The following is a 16,750-nucleotide window of genomic DNA, read 5'->3' on the forward strand; positions in this document are numbered from 1 at the left end:
CGGGAAGAACGGAAAACCACGGATTTCCGGGAAAGGCCAGGGGCCGTGAGCATCGGGCCAGCGCTGTAGGAAGACTCCGGCCATGATCCGCCGGCTGCCGGTCGGCAGGGCCATCGAGCGGTTAACGGCCGCCGCCGGAGCCCAACCGTCATCGAGGTGGGCCCCGGCGGGGCGGTGCAGAGCCGAGGAGTCAGGACCGGGTCTGCGGATTCAATCCGAGTGCGTCCAAGGCGAAGGCGTAGTCCCAGGCCCGGTTCTTCCAGCCCTCATAGCGTCCGGAGGCGCCGCCATGGCCTCCATCCATTTCGGTTTTCAGCACGATCGGCGCCGAACCGGTGGTGACATCACGCAGTTTCGCCACCCATTTGGCCGGTTCCACGTAGAGGACCCGGGTGTCATGCAACGAGGTGACCGCCGCGATCCGGGGGTAGGGGACCGGTCGGATGTTCTCATAGGGGGAGTAGGACTTCATGTACTGGTAAACGTCGGCATCCTCGATCGGGTTGCCCCATTCCTCCCACTCCAGGGCCGAGAGCGGCAGCTCAGGGTCGAGGATCGAGGTCAGCGCATCCACGAACGGGACCTGGGCAACGATCCCGGTATACAGTTCCGGGGCGAGATTGGCGACCGCTCCCATCAGCAATCCACCCGCGGATCCGCCCATGGCGACAATCCGCTGCGGATCTGCCAGTTTGGTCTCCACCAGGTACCGGGTGGCATCCACGAAATCGGTGAAGCTGTTCTTCTTGTGCAGTTTCTTGCCGTTCAGGTACCAGTCGCGTCCCAGCTCGCCGCCGCCGCGCACGTGGGCGATCACGAATACCACGCCGCGGTCCAGCAGGCTCAGCCGGGGGATGCCGAACCCCGGATCCATTGATACCTCATAGGACCCGTAGCCGTAGACCAGCATCGGTTGGGGGTGGCTCAGATCCAGGTCGGTACGGTGCATGACCGTCAACGGGATGCGGGTCCCGTCACCGGCGGTGGCCCACTGCCGGGTCGCCCGGTAGTTTTGCGGATCATAGTTGTTGACCGGGGTTTGCTTGCGCAGGATCAGCTGGTTGTTGGCCAGGTCCAGGTCGTAGATCCGCGCCGGGGTGAAATCCGAGGTGTAGGACAGGCGCACCATGGGAGATTCCAGGTTCGCCGAGGTGGGGAAGGCGGTGAACAGCTCCTCATCGAATTCCGGTTCGATGACCGGTTGCTGCTCACCGGTCCCCAATCCCTCCAGGGGGATCAGTTGCACCCGCTCGCAGGTGTCGCGGCGGACCGAGAGTACCAGGTGCGTCGAGGTCAGGATGGTGCCCTCGACCTTGACCGTGGTTTCGTGGGCCACCACGGTCTTCCACTGTGAGGGGTCCGCGTCCGCGCCCAGTTGTTCCAGATCGGCCAGGGCGACCATGTTGTTCGGGGCCTGGTGGTCATGGGTGATCAGGGCCCGGGTGTCGGTGCCGGGCAGCAGGTCCACCCCGTGCAGCAGCCTCAGGGAACGGGGCACCAGCAGCTGGATGGTGGCCGCGGGATCGGTCAAATCCAGCATGCTGGTTTCGGCGTATTCGGAATTGCCGCTGGAGATCAGCAGCGTATCGTGGTCGGCGCTGAGCTCGAAGCCCAGCCACATGCCCGGATCGTCTTCCTGGAAGACCACCTGGTCCGTGGAGGGATCGGTTCCCAGCACGTGGGCCTTGATCTGGTGGGGACGCCAGGTCTCATCCACCACGGTGTAGAACACCCGGGTTGAATCGGGGGAGAAGGCCAGACCGTAGAACACCCCCTCAATGACATCGGGCAACAGTTCCCCGCTGTCCAGGTCCTTCACGTAGAGGGTGAAGCGCTCGTCCCCGGTGGTGTCGACGCAGTAGGCCAACAGGTTGCTCGGCTCGTTGATGCACATGCCTCCCAGGGCGAAGAAGGAATGCGATTCGGCCAACAGGTTCCCGTCGACCAGGATCTGCTCGCCGGGCAGGTCCGCTTGCGCATCGACCAACGGCGGGGTCCAGTCGGTGTCCTGGTGACCGGTGGTATCGGCCTTGACCCGGCTGTGGATGGTGTACGGCTTGCCCTCCACGGAACGGGTGAAGTACCACCAACCGCGACGCCGGGTGGGAACCGAAAGGTCGGTTTCCACGGTCCGGGTCTTGATCTCGTCGAAAATCGCCTGGCGCAGCTGCTCCTGGTCCGCGGTGATCGACTCCGTGTATCGGTTTTCAGCCTCGAGGTGTGCGATGACCTCCGGGTTCTGCTTTTCACGCAGCCACTCGTAGGGGTCGGCCACCTCATCCCCGTGATGGCTACGGGTGGTGGGAACCTTGGGTGCCACTGGTGGCTGAAGGGTTTTCAACTCATGATTCATGTGTCCATCTAAACCCACGATGGGGCTCCGGGGCGGCAACTATGCCTAGCGCTGACAAAAGCCGGGACCATTTCTGCCCGGTTGATCGGTGTTGACAGTACCTTCGATGAGAATATGGCTCTAGGCTGAATCCCAGGAGGATTGGAAAGCACAGATCATAACCACCTTGAGAGAAAGAGTGAAACTAGGTGAAGAATTCATACAGCAGTCTGAGGCCCACACGCTGGAGCCGCTGGATTGCCACCGCAGTGTTGGCCATGATGGCCATGGTGGTCGGGATTCCGGGCGCCGTAGCGCAGCCCAGCGATGACAGCGTCGAAGGCAAGACCTTCGTTATCGGTACCGATACCACTTTCGCACCGTTCGAGTTCCGGCAGGGCGGTGAACTGGTCGGCATCGACATGGATCTGCTGCGGGCCATCGCCGACAAGCAGGGATTCAACGTCGAGATCCGTTCCCTGGGCTTCAATGCGGCCCTGCAGGCTTTGAGCTCGAACCAGGTGGACGGGGTGATCGCAGGCATGTCGATCACCGATGAGCGCAAGGAAGTCTACGACTTCTCCGAGCCCTACTTCGAGTCCGGTGTCCAAATGGCCATCGACCGCAACAACGATGACATCCAGGGCTACGAGGACTTGGAAGGCAAGACCGTCGTTGCCAAGACCGGTTCCGAGGGCGAGTCCTATGCCAAGTCGATCGCCGACGAATACGGCTTCCGGGTCACCTCGCTGGACCAGTCGGCCACCATGTACGAGTCGGTCAAGGCCGGCACGGCGGTGGCAGTGGTTGACGACTACCCGGTCCTGGCCTATGGCATCGCCCAGGGCAACGGGCTGAAGACCGTCACCGAGAAGGTACCCGGAGGATCCTACGGGTTCGCGGTCAACAAGGGGCAGAACACCGCCCTGCTCGCGGCCTTCAACGACGGCCTGGCCGAATTGCAGGCCAGCGGCGAGTACCAGCAGATCGTGGACGAATACCTGGCCGATCCCACCGAAGCGGCCCCGAGCACCTTCTGGGATCTGCTGACCCAGTCCCTGCCGGCACTGATGAAGGGCCTGTCCAACACCCTGATCGTCACCGGCGTCTCCTTCGCCGTGGCCATGATCCTGGGTCTGGCCTTCGGCTTCCTGAAGATCTCGAACAACATCGTGTTGCGCGGGGTGGCGACCAGCTTCATCAACCTGTTCCGTGGCACCCCGATCCTGGTCTGGGCGTTCTTCTTCTACTTCGGTTTGGCCCAGCTGATCGGCCAGACCGTGAACATCTGGGTTGCCGGTGTGCTGACACTGTCGCTGAACGGTGCGGCCTACATCGCCGAAATCGTCCGTGGTGGCATCCAGTCGGTGGATCCCGGCCAGCTGGAGGCCTCGCGTTCCCTGGGGCTCGGGTACGGCAGGTCGATGCAGAAGGTGGTTATTCCGCAGGCCTTCAAGATCATGACCCCGTCGCTGATCAACCAGCTGATCATCATGCTCAAGGACTCCTCGTTGCTGCTGGCCATCGGCTTTGCCGAACTGCTCTACCAGGGCCAGCAAATCTACGCGGCGAACTTCCGGGTCACCGAGACCCTGCTGATCGTGGGCATCATCTACTTCGTGGCCATCATGGCCCTGACCAAGCTGGCGAACTTCGCCGATCGGAGGTTTAACAAGTGAGTGACGTGAGCGCAAACGGCAAGGGCGCACCCAAGATCACGGTCAAGGGGCTGCGCAAGTCCTTCGGCAGCAACGAGGTGCTGCAGGGGATCGACATGGAGGTTGCCGAAGGTGAAGTGGTATGTGTCATCGGCCCCTCGGGCTCGGGCAAGTCCACCTTGCTGCGTTGCCTGAACAAGCTGGAGGACATCACCGGCGGCACCGTGGTCGTCGACGGGTTCGACGTGACCGACCCGAAGGTGGATATCAACGAGGTGCGCCGCCATGTGGGTATGGTGTTCCAGCACTTCAACCTGTTCCCGCACATGTCGGTGGCAGAGAACATCATGCTGGCCCCGGTGGAGCTGAAGAAGCTGTCCAAGGCGCAGGCCCGTACCCGTGCCCTGGAACTGCTTGACCGGGTGGGTTTGAAGGAAAAGGCCGACGCGCGCCCTGCCTCCCTGTCCGGCGGGCAGAAGCAGCGTGTGGCGATCGCCCGCTCGCTGGCCATGAGCCCCGGCATTATGCTCTTCGACGAGGCCACCAGTGCGCTGGACCCGGAAATGGTCGGCGAAGTGTTGCAGGTCATCAAGGAGTTGGCCGATGAGGGCATGACCATGGTGCTGGTGACCCACGAGATGGGATTCGCCCGGGAAGTGGCGGACCGTGTGGTCTTCATGGCCGACGGTGTGGTCTGCGAATCGGGACCACCGGCCGACCTGTTCGGCAATCCGCAGCAGCCACGGACCCAGGACTTCCTGTCCAAGGTGCTCTAGGCGGGTAACAGACGCAAACGCCCGGCACCGGGCTCCCTCCGCATGAAGCGGGGTGGGAGCCCGGCGCCGGGCGTCTGCTTGTCCCGGGCACGGTGCGCCAGGACTGAAAATACCGGGTTGATCGGATAGCCGTGCGCTTCCCGGCTACCCGATGAACGCACTATGGAACGTCGGGAGCGGGGAAGCCGGGGTGGACCACGGCTTGTCGCGCACGGTGGGATTCGTCGTGTCCACGTGCAGGATCTTGCCGGTCTCGACTTCCACGGTGATAACGGATTCCCAGATGACCCGGGTGTCGCTGGTTTGTGGTGATGCCGATGCGGGTACGGCGGCGAGGGCTGTTCCGGTGAGCAGGAGGCAAGCGGTGAGCGCTGCGGGACGGATTCGCATGTATTTCCTCCAGGAGAAAGAAGAACGGTTTCCCTCGCGATTCTACGGCTGACCCGGGACCCGGGGCGGTAGGACACATCTGGTCCGCGGACCGGCCGGAGTGGATTGGCACGTCTACGCGCGGTTGGTGGACAGGCTCGCCACGCGGGACTGACTGCGTGGTGCTCGATATCGATCCGCCTCCTCGGAACTACCGGACGTGGCCGGTGAACCCTTCGCCACTGAGCGGCTCTGCCCGATGCCGGCAGGGCAGATGGGCCAGGAAATCCAGGCCGGACGGGGACATCCCGCCCGGTTCGCTACCCTTCCCCTATCCGGAAACATGCCGGCACTCTTATCCCGTGACCAGTAGGCGGCCCCGTTCCGGTTCAGAGCCGTTTCCGTGGGGCTTCGCCGTGATTGGCCAGCGCCTCGCGCAGGGTGCGGTCCGCCGCTTTGAATGGTCCCTCCGGAAACGAGAGATATGACATATTCATTGAAGCTTCAATTAAATCACGATAACCTTGAGGGCAGGTAAGGTGCCCGCGATCCGGCGGGCGCACTATCTACCTCCAGAGGAAAAGGCATATGAATACCAGCATCCCGACTTCGGCCTCCACTACCGCGGCACGCATGATCCTGCGGGTTGTCATCGGCTTCCTGTTCGCCGCGCACGGCTGGCAGAAATACACGCAATTCACCATCGATGGCACCATTGCGGCCTTCGGGCAGATGGGCGTGCCCGCAGCGGGCCTGGTGGCCCCGGTTATGGCAACCCTGGAGCTTGTCGGCGGGATTGCGATCGTGCTGGGGCTGTTCACTCGCGTCTTTGCTGGATTGCTGGCGCTGGGCATGGTTGGCGCGCTGTTCATGGTGCACGCCCCTGCCGGGATCTTCGTCGAGGATGGGGGCTTTGAGTTGGTGGCGGCACTGGGTGCAGGTGCCTTGGCCCTTGCGCTGCTCGGTGCCGGGCGGCTGTCGGTGGATCGCTTGATCGCCGATATCCGTGCCTCCAGGGCGAATCGAACCGAGATGTCGAACGCCTAGCCCGACCCATGGCATTCCCCGGGAATCGTTGGATTCCCGGGGAATCCTGTTGTTTAAGGGCGGGTTTGGCCGAAGGAATGCCGGTAGATCTTGCCGTTGCCCCGTTTCGTGTTGACGTGATGCGCGGCACGACCATATACTGAACGAACGGTCGGTAAATATCTTTGACATCAGTGAGGTGAACCATGGCCGCAACCACACAGAACGATTCGCAGTTGAGTGCCGTTCCCAGTTACGAGCAGGAACAGGCGCAAGCCCGTTTCGACGCCATTATCGGCGACGATTCGCGTATTGAACCGCGCGACTGGATGCCCGAGCCATACCGCAAGACCTTGACCCGTCAGGTTTCGCAGCATGCGCATTCGGAGATCATCGGCATGCAGCCCGAAGCCAACTGGATTACCCGTGCGCCTTCCCTGAAGCGCAAGGCCATCCTGATCGCCAAGGTGCAGGACGAGGCGGGGCACGGGCTGTACCTGTACTCGGCCGCCGAGACCCTGGGCACTTCACGTGATGAGCTGAACGACCAGCTGCTCACTGGACGGGCCAAGTACTCCTCGATCTTCAATTACCCGGCACGGACCTGGGCCGACATGGGGGCCATCGGCTGGCTCGTGGATGGTGCCGCCATCGCCAACCAGGTTCCGCTGTGCCGTGCCTCCTATGGCCCGTACGGACGGGCCATGGTGCGCATCTGCAAGGAGGAGTCCTTCCACCAGCGTCAGGGTTTCGAGATCCTGCTGTCCCTCTCGCGCGGCACCGAGGCGCAGAAGAAGATGGCTCAGGACGCCATCAACCGCTTCTACGAGCCTTCCCTGATGATGTTCGGTCCGCCGGATGACCAGTCGCCGAACTCGAAGCAGTCCATGGCCTGGAAGATCAAGCGGTTCTCCAACGATGACCTGCGCCAGCGTTTCGTGGGCATGATTGCCGAGCAGGTCAAGGTCCTGGGGCTCACCCTGCCGGACCCCGAGCTGCGTTTCGACGAGGAAACGGGCAAGTGGCTGCACAAGGACCTGAATTGGGACGAATTCATGGCAGTGATCAAGGGTGGCGGGCCGATGAATTCCCAGCGCATGGAACGGCGCCGTGCCGCCCACCGCGAGGGTGCCTGGGTGCGCGAAGCCGCCGCCGCATACGCAAACAAGCAAGCACAAAGTGAGGTTGCCTAACAATGAGCGAAAAGAACATCTGGCCATTGTGGGAAGTATTCGTGCGTTCCTCCCGTGGCCTGTCGCACGTGCATGCCGGTTCGCTGCATGCGCCGGACGCCGAGATGGCCGTACGCAACGCCCGTGACCTGTACACGCGCCGCAACGAAGGGGTGTCCCTGTGGGTTGTGAAGTCCGAGGACATCATTTCCTCCGACCCGGATTCCAAGGACCAGTTCTTCGAGTCCCCCAAGGGCAAGGACTACCGCCACGCCACCTATTACAAGGCCAGTGAGGGAGTGAAGCACCTGTGAAATCCGATGAATTGGACGCCACCCTGGACAGCTTCGGCGATGCGCTGGCCTCGGCCACCCGCGTCACCCCGGGCAACGCCTTGCGCCCGGAGGACATCGCCAAGGACGGCGTGAAGCCCAGCGAGCAGATCGCACAGTACGCCCTGCGGCTGGGGGATGACTCATTGATCCTTTCCCAGCGGATGTCGCACTGGGTCTCCCGGGCCCCTGAGCTGGAAGAGGACGTGGCCCTGGGTAACATCACCCTGGACCTGTTGGGCCATGCCCGCTCCTTTTTGACCTATGCCGGACTGGCGTGGGACAAGACCGAGGACGACCTGGCCTACTTCCGCGAGGAAGAAGAGTTCACCTCGCTGCATATCGTGGAGCAGGACAACGGCCACTTCGGTGTCACCATCATCCGGATGCTGCTGGTCGCGACCTACCAGCACCTGCTGTACACCGCATTGATGGAATCGGCGGACGAGACCCTGTCCGCCATCGCCGCCAAGTCGGTCAAGGAAGTGGACTACCACCGCGACCACGCGATCCAGTGGACTATCCGGCTGGGCCTGGGGACCGAGGAATCGGCGGAGAAGATGCGCCATGCCCTGGAAATCCTGTGGCCCTACATCGATGAGATGTTTACCGATGAGCCGCTGCATGACCAGCTGGAAGGGGTCGCTGTGCGTCCCTCGACCTTGCGCGCGGCGTGGGATCAGGAAATCGCCGGGGTCCTGGACGAGGCAGGGCTGGAAGTGCCCAACGTGCCACAGGCCATGTGCAAGGGCCGACAGGGCGAGCATTCCGAGTACATGGGATACATCCTTGCCGAAATGCAGGTCCTGGCGCGAAAGCACCCCGGGGCAACCTGGTAACGGAACCGATCGAACCAAGCGGGTGAACAACAATGAGTGAGCAGATCATTTCGGCCGACCACGAGCATCTCAATGCGCTGGCCGCACAGGTCACCGACCCCGAGATCCCGGTACTAACGATCGCGGATCTGGGGATCCTGCGCGGAACCGAGCAGCTGGATGATGGCACCGTGCAGGTGACCATCACACCGACCTACTCCGGCTGCCCGGCCATGGACGTGATCACCCAGGACCTGTACCAGGTCTTCGCCGCCGCCGGTTATCCGAAGGTCGATGTGAAACTGGTGCTCTCGCCTGCCTGGTCCACCGACTGGATGAGCGAAGAAGGCAAGCGGAAACTCGACCAGTACGGCATCGCACCACCGACGGGAACCGGCCACCGCGGCCGGGTCACCCTGGGGATGAGTGTGAAATGTCCGCGCTGCCATTCGCTGAACACCAGGGAGCTCTCCCGCTTTGGTTCCACCGCCTGCAAGGCACTGTATTCCTGTAACGACTGTTTAGAACCCTTCGACTACTTCAAGGTGCTTTCATGAGTGAACAAACCACACCTACGCGCCGGCGTGCTACCTTCCACCGGCTCACCGTCTCCGAGGTCCGGCGATTGACCAAGGACTCGATCGAAGTCAGCTTCGCGATTCCCGAAGAACTCTCGGACGAATACGACTATGTCGCCGGACAGTATGTGGCGTTGCGCAAGGAGCTGCCCAACGCCGACGGGCAGCTGCAGGAAGTGCGCCGCTCCTACTCGATCTGCGCCGCCCCCACCGGCAGCGAGATCAAGGTGGCCATCAAGCGCGACCTGGGCGGCCTGTTCTCCACCTGGGCCAATGAGGAACTGGCCGCAGGTGAACAGATCGACGTGATGAGCCCTGCCGGGGCCTTCATCTCGAAGCACAAGCTCACCGGGATGAACGACCCGAAGAGCGTGGATACCGTCACCCAGGATCACTTCGTGGCCGTGGCCGCGGGCAGCGGCATCACCCCGGTGCTGGCGATTGCCCGCACCATCCTCGAAGCGAACGACCACACCCGTTTCGACCTGATCTACGCGAACAAGGCCGCCATGGACGTGATGTTCCTGGAGGAACTGGCCGATTTGAAGGACCGCTATCCTTCCCGGCTGGCCCTGCACCATGTGCTCAGCCGAGAACAGCGGATCTCCCCGCTGCTCTCCGGGCGCATTGATGCAGAGAAACTCACCGCACTGCTGAACTCCGTGATCCGCCACGAGACCGTGGACGAATGGTTCCTGTGCGGGCCCTTCGAACTGGTCCAGCTGGTGCGTGACCAGCTCGGCGAGCTTGAGGTGTCGGCCGAGAAGGTCCGCTTCGAATTGTTCACCACCGGCGAGCCGAACCGGCCACAGGGCCAGGTCGGCCGCCCGGTCATCGTGGACGAAAACGAAAAGAGCTACGAGATCACCTTCAAGCTCGATGGGCTGCAGGGTGAAGTCAAGTCCCCGGTACGCACCAACGAAACCGTGCTGAACGCAGCCCTGCGTGTCCGCCCAGATGTGCCCTTCGCCTGCGCCGGCGGGGTCTGCGGAACCTGCCGGGCCAAGGTCACCAGCGGCAGCGTGCAGATGGCGGAGAACTACGCCCTGGAACCGGATGAGATCGAAGCCGGCTATGTGCTGACCTGCCAGTCCCACCCGACCAGCGACAAGGTCGCTGTCGACTTCGACGCCTAGGAACGCAGCGCAATGATTGAATTATCGATACGCGAAGGCATCGCCCACGTGGTGCTCAACGCCCCGCAGAAGATGAATGCGCTGGACGAGGCGGCCCTGGCCGAGCTGTCCGAGGCCTATGACAAGGCGGCGGACGCCGTGGCCGCCGGCGAGGTGCGGGCCCTGCTGCTGCGCGGTGAAGGCCGCGGCTTCTGTGCCGGGCGCGACATCTCGGCGGTGGACCCGGCCCAGGACGACGTGATGGGCTACCTGGATGGCAAGGTGCAGCCCCTGTTGGAGAAGATGTCGGCCTTCCCGGCACCGACCTTCGCTGCGGTGCACGGCGCCTGCCTCGGGGTGGGCCTGGGACTGGCCGTGGCCACAGATGTGGTGTACGTGGCGCAGAACGCCAAGATCGGCTCCCCGTTCGCGAACCTGGGCGCGACCCTGGACTCCGGTGGCCACTGGCTGTTCACCGAACGGCTCGGTGCGCACCGTACCCTGGATCTGATCTACACCGCCGAACTGATCTCCGGGGCCGAAGCGGTCAGTTCCGGACTCTTCTCCCGCAGCTTCGCCGCCGAGGAGCTCCTGGAGCAGACCGAGCAGATCGTGGCCAAGGTGGCGACCGGGGCCACCCAGGCCTTTGTCGCCTCCAAGGAGCTGGTGGCCCAGATCCGCGATCAGCGGGTGGGGCTGTGGCAATCGATGCGTGCGGAGAACAAGGCGCAGGCCGCCCTGTGCGACACCGCGGACTACGCCGAGGGCTTCAAGGCGTTCCAGGACAAGCGCGCCCCGGAATTCACCGGCCGCCGCTAGCCATTTCATAACACGTGATCCCCGGGGCGCTGTCAACAGACAGCGCCCCGGGGATCACTTTGCGGGTTGGCTGTCATTCCGCAAGCCATCAACATGTTCCCGCGGGAAACCACGGCATAACGATTTGTCGGCGCACCGGAGACATCGCGATGCCTGGCAGTCTCCCGCTGCGCCCTTGCAGGGCGGGCCGATAGAAGTATGCTCTCCCGCCCGAACGCCTAGTTATGGCGGGGAAGGAGCGCTGTGCCTTCCACGAAGCGGACACAGCGTCCTGTCAGCAGGGTTCGCGAACCGGCGTACTCGATCCGTACAGTTCCCCCACGTGCCGAGACCTGCCGGGCCAGTAGCTCATTCTTGCCGAGCCGTTCGGCCCAGAGCGGGGCGAGTTGGCAGTGCGCAGAGCCGGTCACCGGGTCCTCGGAAACACCGGCCTGGGCACCGAACCACCTGGAGACGAAATCGTAATCGGTCCCGGTGCCGGGAGCAGTGACGATCACGCCCCGAACTGGAAGGGTGGCCAGGAAGGTGAGGTCCGGGGCAAGGTCGATGACAGTTTGAGGGTCTTCAACCATGTACATCAGATCCGTGGCCTGGAAGGCCTCGGTCACCTGGACACCCAACGCCGCGGCAACCTGCGGGTCGATCGACACCGGCCGGGGTCTCTCGGTGGGAAAGTCGAGACAATACCGGCCTTCGATCGATCGGGTCACGCTGAGCCAGCCGCTGCGGGTGTAGAGCTGCAGGACCCCGGCCTCCGGATGGGCATCGTCGAACAGGTATGAGGCCGCTGCCATGGTCGCGTGCCCGCACAGGTCCACTTCAACGGCTGGGGTGAACCAACGCAAATGGTAGGCCGGGTGGGCAGGATCCGGGGCAAGAACGCCGCTGGGAAGGTCCTTCACCAGGAAGGCGGTCTCGGAGAGGTTGTTCTCCTGGGCAACGTGCTGCAGTATCCCGTCCGGCAACCACTGCGGTAGGAGCATGACAGCTGCCGGGTTTCCTTCGAACAAGGCATCGGCAAAGGCATCGATCTGCACCATGGGAACCTTCAGGCAGCGGTTCGCGGGTGCTGCGGTATCACCGGAGCTGGTTGGTGCCGTTCGGCTTTGCATTGCTTCCTTCTTTCATCCCGGCCATTGGGGTCATCCGGGTGTCGCGGCAACTGCTCCGCCATGGGCCGCAGCGGGACACCGGTGGGACCTGCGTCGAGGTATGCCAATCCTATGATGGGGCGCCCTTCGGCGATGAATATTGCCGGCAAGCACCGCAGTGGCAATCCAGGCTGGGAGTGGTGTCGTACCCGCGCAGTGTGGCCACGGTACGAATTCCGAATGCCGGGGCAACGGCCCTGGCTACCGGGTATCGGCGTCCTCGAAGATCAGCAGGGTCTGCGTGTCCAGCACCGTGGGCAACGACTGCAGGCGTTCGAAGACCACGCGGCGCAGATCCAGGTTGTCCTTGGCCCGCACCAGCAGCAGCACATCGAAGTTCCCGCCGACCAGCCCCACATGGTGCACCTCGGGGATCGAGGCCAGGTGGTCACGCAGTTCCCGCCAGGAGTGCTGGCGAAGCTTCAAGGTGACGTAGGCGCTGGCCTTCAAACCGGCCTTGACCGGATCGATCACCGCCGTATACCGGGTGATCACCCCGGCCTCCTGCAGCCGGGAAATCCGCGAGTATGCGTGCGCCCGGGAGATATGGACGCGCTGGGCCACGGTGGTGACCGACTGGCGGCCATCACGCGTCAGTTCGGCCAGGATCGCCTGATCCACATCATCGAGTTTGGTCTCGGTTTCCTTGGCCACGAAAGCTCCTTTGGGCGGTCGGACGGGAACCCGCCAAACCTGTAATCGAACAACTATTCGTCTACAAGTATAGGGAAAATTCCCACAACTTTCTCCAATTGATCGACCGACTGGCGACAAAACGTCAACGTTCAGCATAATTGGAATCAAACGATGTTTTGGTGAGTGATCTCACACGGGCTTCCGTGTGTGTTCACGCAAAGGCAAGGAAAGGTGGGTGGCCATGAGCTCGGAAACACGCGAGGACCTCATTGCTGAAGTCAGCCGCAAATTCGGCATTTCCCCCGAGGACTACATGCTGCCGGCACGGCACATGATCAACCTGTTGAACCCGGACGGATCGCTGCGCTCCCACGAGGAGCAGGGCACCGAGCCCGGGCATGAGTACCCGCTGCCCAGCCCGGCGGAGCTGATCCGGGCCTACGAGGCACTGGTTGTGGGACGCCGCGTCAACGACCAGAACTCCGCACTGGTCCGCCAGGGCCGGATGGCCGTCTACCCTTCCAGCCACGGCCAGGAAGCCTGCCAGGTCGCCGCGGCCCTGTGCCTTCAGGACGGGGACTGGTTGTTCCCCACCTACCGCGACTCGGTGGCGGTGATGACCAAGGGCGTGGCCCCGATGGAGGTCATGACCAGTTTCCGCGGTGAATGGCACTGCGGGTACGACACCAAGCAGTACAAGGTCGCACCCATGGCCACCCCGCTGACCACCCAGTTGCTGCACGCGGTTGGTGTGGCCCATGCGGCCAAGCTGCGCGGCGAGAACACCGTAGTCGTGGCCATGTGCGGGGATGGCGCCACCAGCGAAGGCGACTTCCATGAGGCGCTGAACTTCGCGGCGGTGTTCCACCTGCCGGTGATCTTCTTTGTGCAGAACAACAAGTACGCCATCTCCGTACCGCTCTCCTCGCAATCCGCCGCCCCGTCATTGGCCCACAAGGCCGTGGGGTATGGCATGGCCGGTGAACGTGTGGACGGCAACGACCTGATCGCGTTGATGGCCATCATGGGCCGTGCGGTCCGGTTGGCCCGGGAAGGCGGTGGACCACTGCTGATCGAGGCCCACACCTACCGGATGCAGGCGCACACCAACGCCGATGACGACAAGCGCTACCGTGAGGACGCCGAGGTCGCCGAATGGGTGGCCAAGGACCCGGTCAAGCGGATGGAATCGTATCTGGCCGACTCCGGCCTGCTCGGGGATGAAGTCAGCGAACGCATCAGCGCCCATGCCGAACAGGTGGCCAAGACGCTGCGCGACGGGATGAACCAGGAAGCGGACACCGATCCGGCCGAACTGTTCAACCACGTGTACTCCCAACCCACTGCCCAGCTGAAGGAACAGGCCGCCCTGCTGGCCGACGAACTAGCCCGTGAGGAGGCCTAGCATGACTGCAACAGCATCAGCCGTGAACGGCAACGTCAGTGCCGAAACCGCCCAGGCTGCCGCCGCCAAGGCCGCAGCCAACCAGCCGGTGACCTTCGGCAAGGCCCTGAATACCGCCCTGGCCGACGCCTTGACCGCGGACGAATCGGTGGTCATCTTCGGTGAGGACGTGGGAGTGCTCGGCGGCGTGTTCCGCATCACCGACGGGTTGACCGCACGCTTCGGCAATACCCGCTGCTTCGATACCCCGTTGGCAGAATCCGGCATCGTGGGTATGGCCGTGGGCATGGCAATGAACGATATGCGACCGGTGATCGAAATGCAGTTCGACGCCTTCGCCTACCCCGCTTTCGAGCAGATCGCCTCCCATGTGGCCAAGATGCGCAACCGCACCCGGGGACGCCTGCCGTTGCCGATGGTCATCCGCATCCCCTACGCCGGCGGCGTGGGCGGTGTGGAGCACCACTGCGATTCCTCCGAGGCCTACTACGCGCACACCCCGGGGCTGAAGGTCTTCACCCCCTCCACCGTCAGCGACGCCTACCTGATGTTGCGTGAGGCCATCGACTCCCCGGACCCGGTGGTCTTCTTCGAGCCGAAGAAGCTGTACTGGTCCAAGGACCAGGTGGATCTGGAGGAACTGGCCGAACAGTACGAATCACAACGGGCCGCCAAGGCCGAAGGCAAGGCGCGGATCGCGCGCCCGGGCACCGATGCCACGCTGGTGACCTACGGTCCGAGCGTGTCGGTGGCCCTGGAAGCGGCCAAGATCGCCGCCGAGGAAGGCCGGAATCTCGAGGTTATCGATATCCGCACCATCGTCCCGTTCGATGACGAGACGGTCAGCGCCTCGGTCCGCAAGACCGGACGTGCCGTGGTGATCGGCGAGGCCCAGGGGTTCGTCTCGGTGGCCAGTGAGATCACCGCGCGCATCCAGGAACGCTGCTTCCATTCGTTGGCCGCACCGGTGCTGCGCGTCACCGGGTTCGATATCCCGTTCCCGGCCCCGACATTGGAAAAGCACCACCTGCCCAGCGCCGAGCGCATCCTCGACGCCGTTGACCAATTGCAATGGGAGGCCTAGACATGAGCATCAAGACTTTCCTGCTCCCCGACCTGGGGGAGGGGCTGACCGAAGCGGAACTGGTGCGTTGGATGGTGACCACCGGGGATCCGGTGGCCATCGACCAGCCGATCGCCGAAGTGGAAACCGCCAAGTCGCTGGTGGAGATCCCGTGCCCCTTCGAAGGCGTGGTGCACACCCTGCACGGGGACGCCGGCCAGATGATGCTGGTTGACGAGCCGTTCATCTCCGTGGCTACCGGGCCGGTGGAGGGGGAACCGGCTGAACCAGCCGACTCCGCCCCGACGGTTGAAGGTGCCCTGTCCTACCGCGAGGAGGAAATGGCCGGAACCCAGGCACCGGACGCTGCGGATGAGGGCAGCGGTAACGTGCTGATCGGCTACGGTACCGGAGCAGCCAAGTCCAGCGGGTCACGCCGCCGCCGGGCCCGGGCCACCGGGGCCGCCGCCAGCACTTCAACCGGAACCAGCAGCGCCCCGCTGGTGATCAACCCGATCGTGCGCAAGCTGGCCCGCGACCACGGGATCGACATCGCCTCGGTGAATGGCAGCGGGGAAGGAGGCATGGTGCTGCGCAGCGACATCCAGGCACTGATATCCGCCCCGGCTACGGCTGCGCCGGTAGCCCCCGTGGCCACCCCGGCGGTCACCTCGCCCTCAGCTGTAGCCGCTGCCGCAAGTGGTGAAACCGACTCGCGCACCGGCCTGCCGGTTGCCGAGTCCACGGTACTGACGGGTGTGCGACGCACCATTGCCAATGCCATGACGACCTCGCGTCGGGAAATCCCCGAAGCCACGGTCTGGGTTGATGTGGATGTCACCAAGCTGTTGAAGCTGCGGGCCAAGCTCAAGGAATCGGCCGGTAGTGCCCCGAGCATGCTTGCGTTGATCTCCCGTTTCGCGGTGCTGGGTCTGAAGAAGTTCCCTGAACTGAACAGCCGGATCGAGGTGGGGGCCGACGGGCAGTTGACCCAAACCCGATTCGATGGGGTCAACCTGGGCTTCGCCGCCCAGACCGATCGCGGGTTGGTGGTTCCCAACGTCCGGGGTGCGCACGGGTTGAACGCCGAAGAGCTGTCCGCGGAGTTCGCCCGTCTGGCCGGCTTGGCCCGCGAAGGCAAGGCGCAGGTCGCCGACTTGTCCGGAAGTACCTTCACCATCAATAACTACGGGGTGTTCAACGTCGACGGTTCGGCCGCGATCATCAACTACCCCGAGGCGGCGATCCTCGGGATCGGCCGCGTGGTCGAGCGCCCGTGGGTGGTCAAGGGCAAGATCAAGGTACGTTCGATCTGTGAACTGACACTCAGCTTCGACCATCGGGTCTGTGACGGCGGCACCGCAGCGGGATTCCTGCGTTTCGTGGCCGATGCCATGACCGATCCCAAACAGGTCATCGTCTCCCTCTAAGGGGGTGATTCTTTCGCCCGGCCATTGGCCGGGCGAAAGTCGTTTAAAGCGCAAGGAATTTGCCACTTAG

The 16,750-nt window shown here is 63.5% G+C and carries 16 protein-coding genes; 12 read left to right on the forward strand and 4 right to left on the reverse strand.

Going from position 1 to position 16,750, the window contains the following annotated elements:
- Nucleotides 1-190: 190 nt before the first annotated feature.
- Nucleotides 191-2,353, reverse strand: coding sequence for a S9 family peptidase (locus OK351_RS00815; RefSeq protein WP_265155431.1), 2,163 nt, complete (start codon nucleotides 2,351-2,353; stop codon nucleotides 191-193).
- 260 nt (nucleotides 2,354-2,613) lie between these two features.
- Between OK351_RS00815 and OK351_RS00820 the strand changes: the two genes are divergently transcribed.
- A complete protein-coding gene (locus tag OK351_RS00820) occupies nucleotides 2,614-4,011 on the forward strand; it encodes an amino acid ABC transporter substrate-binding protein/permease (RefSeq protein ID WP_265155782.1) in 1,398 nt (465 codons plus the stop codon).
- Entirely contained in the window at nucleotides 4,008-4,766 is a 759-nt protein-coding gene (locus OK351_RS00825) for an amino acid ABC transporter ATP-binding protein (RefSeq protein WP_306349461.1), read from the forward strand. Before OK351_RS00820 ends, OK351_RS00825 begins: the two co-directional genes overlap by 4 nt.
- A gap of 144 nt (nucleotides 4,767-4,910) precedes the next feature.
- Here OK351_RS00825 and OK351_RS00830 read toward each other — a convergent pair whose 3' ends face one another.
- On the reverse strand, nucleotides 4,911-5,156 hold the full coding sequence (locus OK351_RS00830; protein ID WP_265155432.1) for a hypothetical protein: 246 nt from the start codon (nucleotides 5,154-5,156) through the stop codon (nucleotides 4,911-4,913).
- Between the two features lie 567 nt (nucleotides 5,157-5,723).
- Here OK351_RS00830 and OK351_RS00835 point away from each other — a divergent pair.
- The 7 genes from OK351_RS00835 to OK351_RS00865 all read left to right on the forward strand — a co-directional run bounded on the left by OK351_RS00835 (nucleotide 5,724) and on the right by OK351_RS00865 (nucleotide 10,995).
- Nucleotides 5,724-6,182: a DoxX family protein gene (locus OK351_RS00835; protein WP_265155433.1), complete on the forward strand. Its 459-nt coding sequence runs from the start codon at nucleotides 5,724-5,726 to the stop codon at nucleotides 6,180-6,182.
- A 185-nt stretch (nucleotides 6,183-6,367) separates the two neighbouring features.
- Entirely contained in the window at nucleotides 6,368-7,354 is a 987-nt protein-coding gene (paaA, locus tag OK351_RS00840) for a 1,2-phenylacetyl-CoA epoxidase subunit PaaA (RefSeq protein WP_265155434.1), read from the forward strand.
- Nucleotides 7,355-7,356: 2 nt separating this feature from the next.
- Entirely contained in the window at nucleotides 7,357-7,647 is a 291-nt protein-coding gene (gene paaB, locus OK351_RS00845) for a 1,2-phenylacetyl-CoA epoxidase subunit PaaB (protein WP_265155435.1), read from the forward strand.
- The gene (gene paaC / locus OK351_RS00850) at nucleotides 7,644-8,504 is read left to right on the forward strand and encodes a 1,2-phenylacetyl-CoA epoxidase subunit PaaC (protein ID WP_265155437.1); all 861 of its coding nucleotides are present in this window, start codon (nucleotides 7,644-7,646) and stop codon (nucleotides 8,502-8,504) included. The genes paaB and paaC overlap by 4 nt, the downstream gene beginning before the upstream one ends.
- Before the next feature lie 32 nt (nucleotides 8,505-8,536).
- The gene (gene paaD / locus OK351_RS00855; RefSeq protein ID WP_265155438.1) at nucleotides 8,537-9,040 is read left to right on the forward strand and encodes a 1,2-phenylacetyl-CoA epoxidase subunit PaaD; all 504 of its coding nucleotides are present in this window, start codon (nucleotides 8,537-8,539) and stop codon (nucleotides 9,038-9,040) included.
- Nucleotides 9,037-10,197, forward strand: a complete 1,161-nt coding sequence (gene paaE / locus OK351_RS00860; protein WP_265155439.1) for a 1,2-phenylacetyl-CoA epoxidase subunit PaaE — start codon at nucleotides 9,037-9,039, stop codon at nucleotides 10,195-10,197. The genes paaD and paaE overlap by 4 nt, the downstream gene beginning before the upstream one ends.
- Before the next feature lie 12 nt (nucleotides 10,198-10,209).
- Nucleotides 10,210-10,995 (forward strand): enoyl-CoA hydratase/isomerase family protein, encoded by a 786-nt coding sequence (locus OK351_RS00865; protein WP_265155440.1) that lies wholly within the window; start codon nucleotides 10,210-10,212, stop codon nucleotides 10,993-10,995.
- Nucleotides 10,996-11,213: 218 nt separating this feature from the next.
- Here the strand turns inward: OK351_RS00865 and OK351_RS00870 are convergent, their stop codons facing one another.
- Both OK351_RS00870 and OK351_RS00875 read right to left on the reverse strand, forming a co-directional pair.
- Nucleotides 11,214-12,107 (reverse strand): PhzF family phenazine biosynthesis protein, encoded by an 894-nt coding sequence (locus tag OK351_RS00870; protein WP_265155441.1) that lies wholly within the window; start codon nucleotides 12,105-12,107, stop codon nucleotides 11,214-11,216.
- A 240-nt stretch (nucleotides 12,108-12,347) separates the two neighbouring features.
- Nucleotides 12,348-12,800 carry an Lrp/AsnC family transcriptional regulator gene (locus OK351_RS00875; protein ID WP_265155442.1) on the reverse strand — a complete coding sequence of 151 codons (453 nt, stop codon included), beginning with the start codon at nucleotides 12,798-12,800 and terminating at the stop codon, nucleotides 12,348-12,350.
- A 223-nt stretch (nucleotides 12,801-13,023) separates the two neighbouring features.
- Here OK351_RS00875 and pdhA point away from each other — a divergent pair, with 223 nt between their 5' ends.
- The 3 genes from pdhA to OK351_RS00890 are packed head-to-tail and all read left to right on the forward strand — an operon-like array spanning nucleotide 13,024 to nucleotide 16,680.
- On the forward strand, nucleotides 13,024-14,187 hold the full coding sequence (gene pdhA / locus OK351_RS00880) for a pyruvate dehydrogenase (acetyl-transferring) E1 component subunit alpha (protein ID WP_265155443.1): 1,164 nt from the start codon (nucleotides 13,024-13,026) through the stop codon (nucleotides 14,185-14,187).
- 1 nt (nucleotide 14,188) lies between these two features.
- The gene (locus OK351_RS00885; RefSeq protein WP_265155444.1) at nucleotides 14,189-15,271 is read left to right on the forward strand and encodes an alpha-ketoacid dehydrogenase subunit beta; all 1,083 of its coding nucleotides are present in this window, start codon (nucleotides 14,189-14,191) and stop codon (nucleotides 15,269-15,271) included.
- A gap of 2 nt (nucleotides 15,272-15,273) precedes the next feature.
- Nucleotides 15,274-16,680, forward strand: coding sequence for a dihydrolipoamide acetyltransferase family protein (locus tag OK351_RS00890; RefSeq protein WP_265155445.1), 1,407 nt, complete (start codon nucleotides 15,274-15,276; stop codon nucleotides 16,678-16,680).
- Nucleotides 16,681-16,750 lie beyond the last annotated feature (70 nt).

Source organism: Glutamicibacter sp. MNS18, assembly GCF_026107515.2.
Classification (GTDB): Bacteria; Actinomycetota; Actinomycetes; order Actinomycetales; family Micrococcaceae; genus Glutamicibacter.

Bases quoted from the DNA above. Each gene is read 5' to 3' on its own strand.
- OK351_RS00815 (WP_265155431.1), bottom strand. From the start codon at position 2,353: ATGAATCATGAGTTGAAAACCCTTCAGCCACCAGTGGCACCCAAGGTT.
- OK351_RS00820 (WP_265155782.1), top strand. From the start codon at position 2,614: ATGGCCATGGTGGTCGGGATTCCGGGCGCCGTAGCGCAGCCCAGCGAT.
- OK351_RS00830 (WP_265155432.1), bottom strand. From the start codon at position 5,156: ATGCGAATCCGTCCCGCAGCGCTCACCGCTTGCCTCCTGCTCACCGGA.
- OK351_RS00835 (WP_265155433.1), top strand. From the start codon at position 5,724: ATGAATACCAGCATCCCGACTTCGGCCTCCACTACCGCGGCACGCATG.
- paaA (WP_265155434.1), top strand. From the start codon at position 6,368: ATGGCCGCAACCACACAGAACGATTCGCAGTTGAGTGCCGTTCCCAGT.
- paaB (WP_265155435.1), top strand. From the start codon at position 7,357: ATGAGCGAAAAGAACATCTGGCCATTGTGGGAAGTATTCGTGCGTTCC.
- paaD (WP_265155438.1), top strand. From the start codon at position 8,537: ATGAGTGAGCAGATCATTTCGGCCGACCACGAGCATCTCAATGCGCTG.
- paaE (WP_265155439.1), top strand. From the start codon at position 9,037: ATGAGTGAACAAACCACACCTACGCGCCGGCGTGCTACCTTCCACCGG.
- OK351_RS00865 (WP_265155440.1), top strand. From the start codon at position 10,210: ATGATTGAATTATCGATACGCGAAGGCATCGCCCACGTGGTGCTCAAC.
- OK351_RS00870 (WP_265155441.1), bottom strand. From the start codon at position 12,107: ATGCAAAGCCGAACGGCACCAACCAGCTCCGGTGATACCGCAGCACCC.
- pdhA (WP_265155443.1), top strand. From the start codon at position 13,024: ATGAGCTCGGAAACACGCGAGGACCTCATTGCTGAAGTCAGCCGCAAA.
- OK351_RS00885 (WP_265155444.1), top strand. From the start codon at position 14,189: ATGACTGCAACAGCATCAGCCGTGAACGGCAACGTCAGTGCCGAAACC.
- OK351_RS00890 (WP_265155445.1), top strand. From the start codon at position 15,274: ATGAGCATCAAGACTTTCCTGCTCCCCGACCTGGGGGAGGGGCTGACC.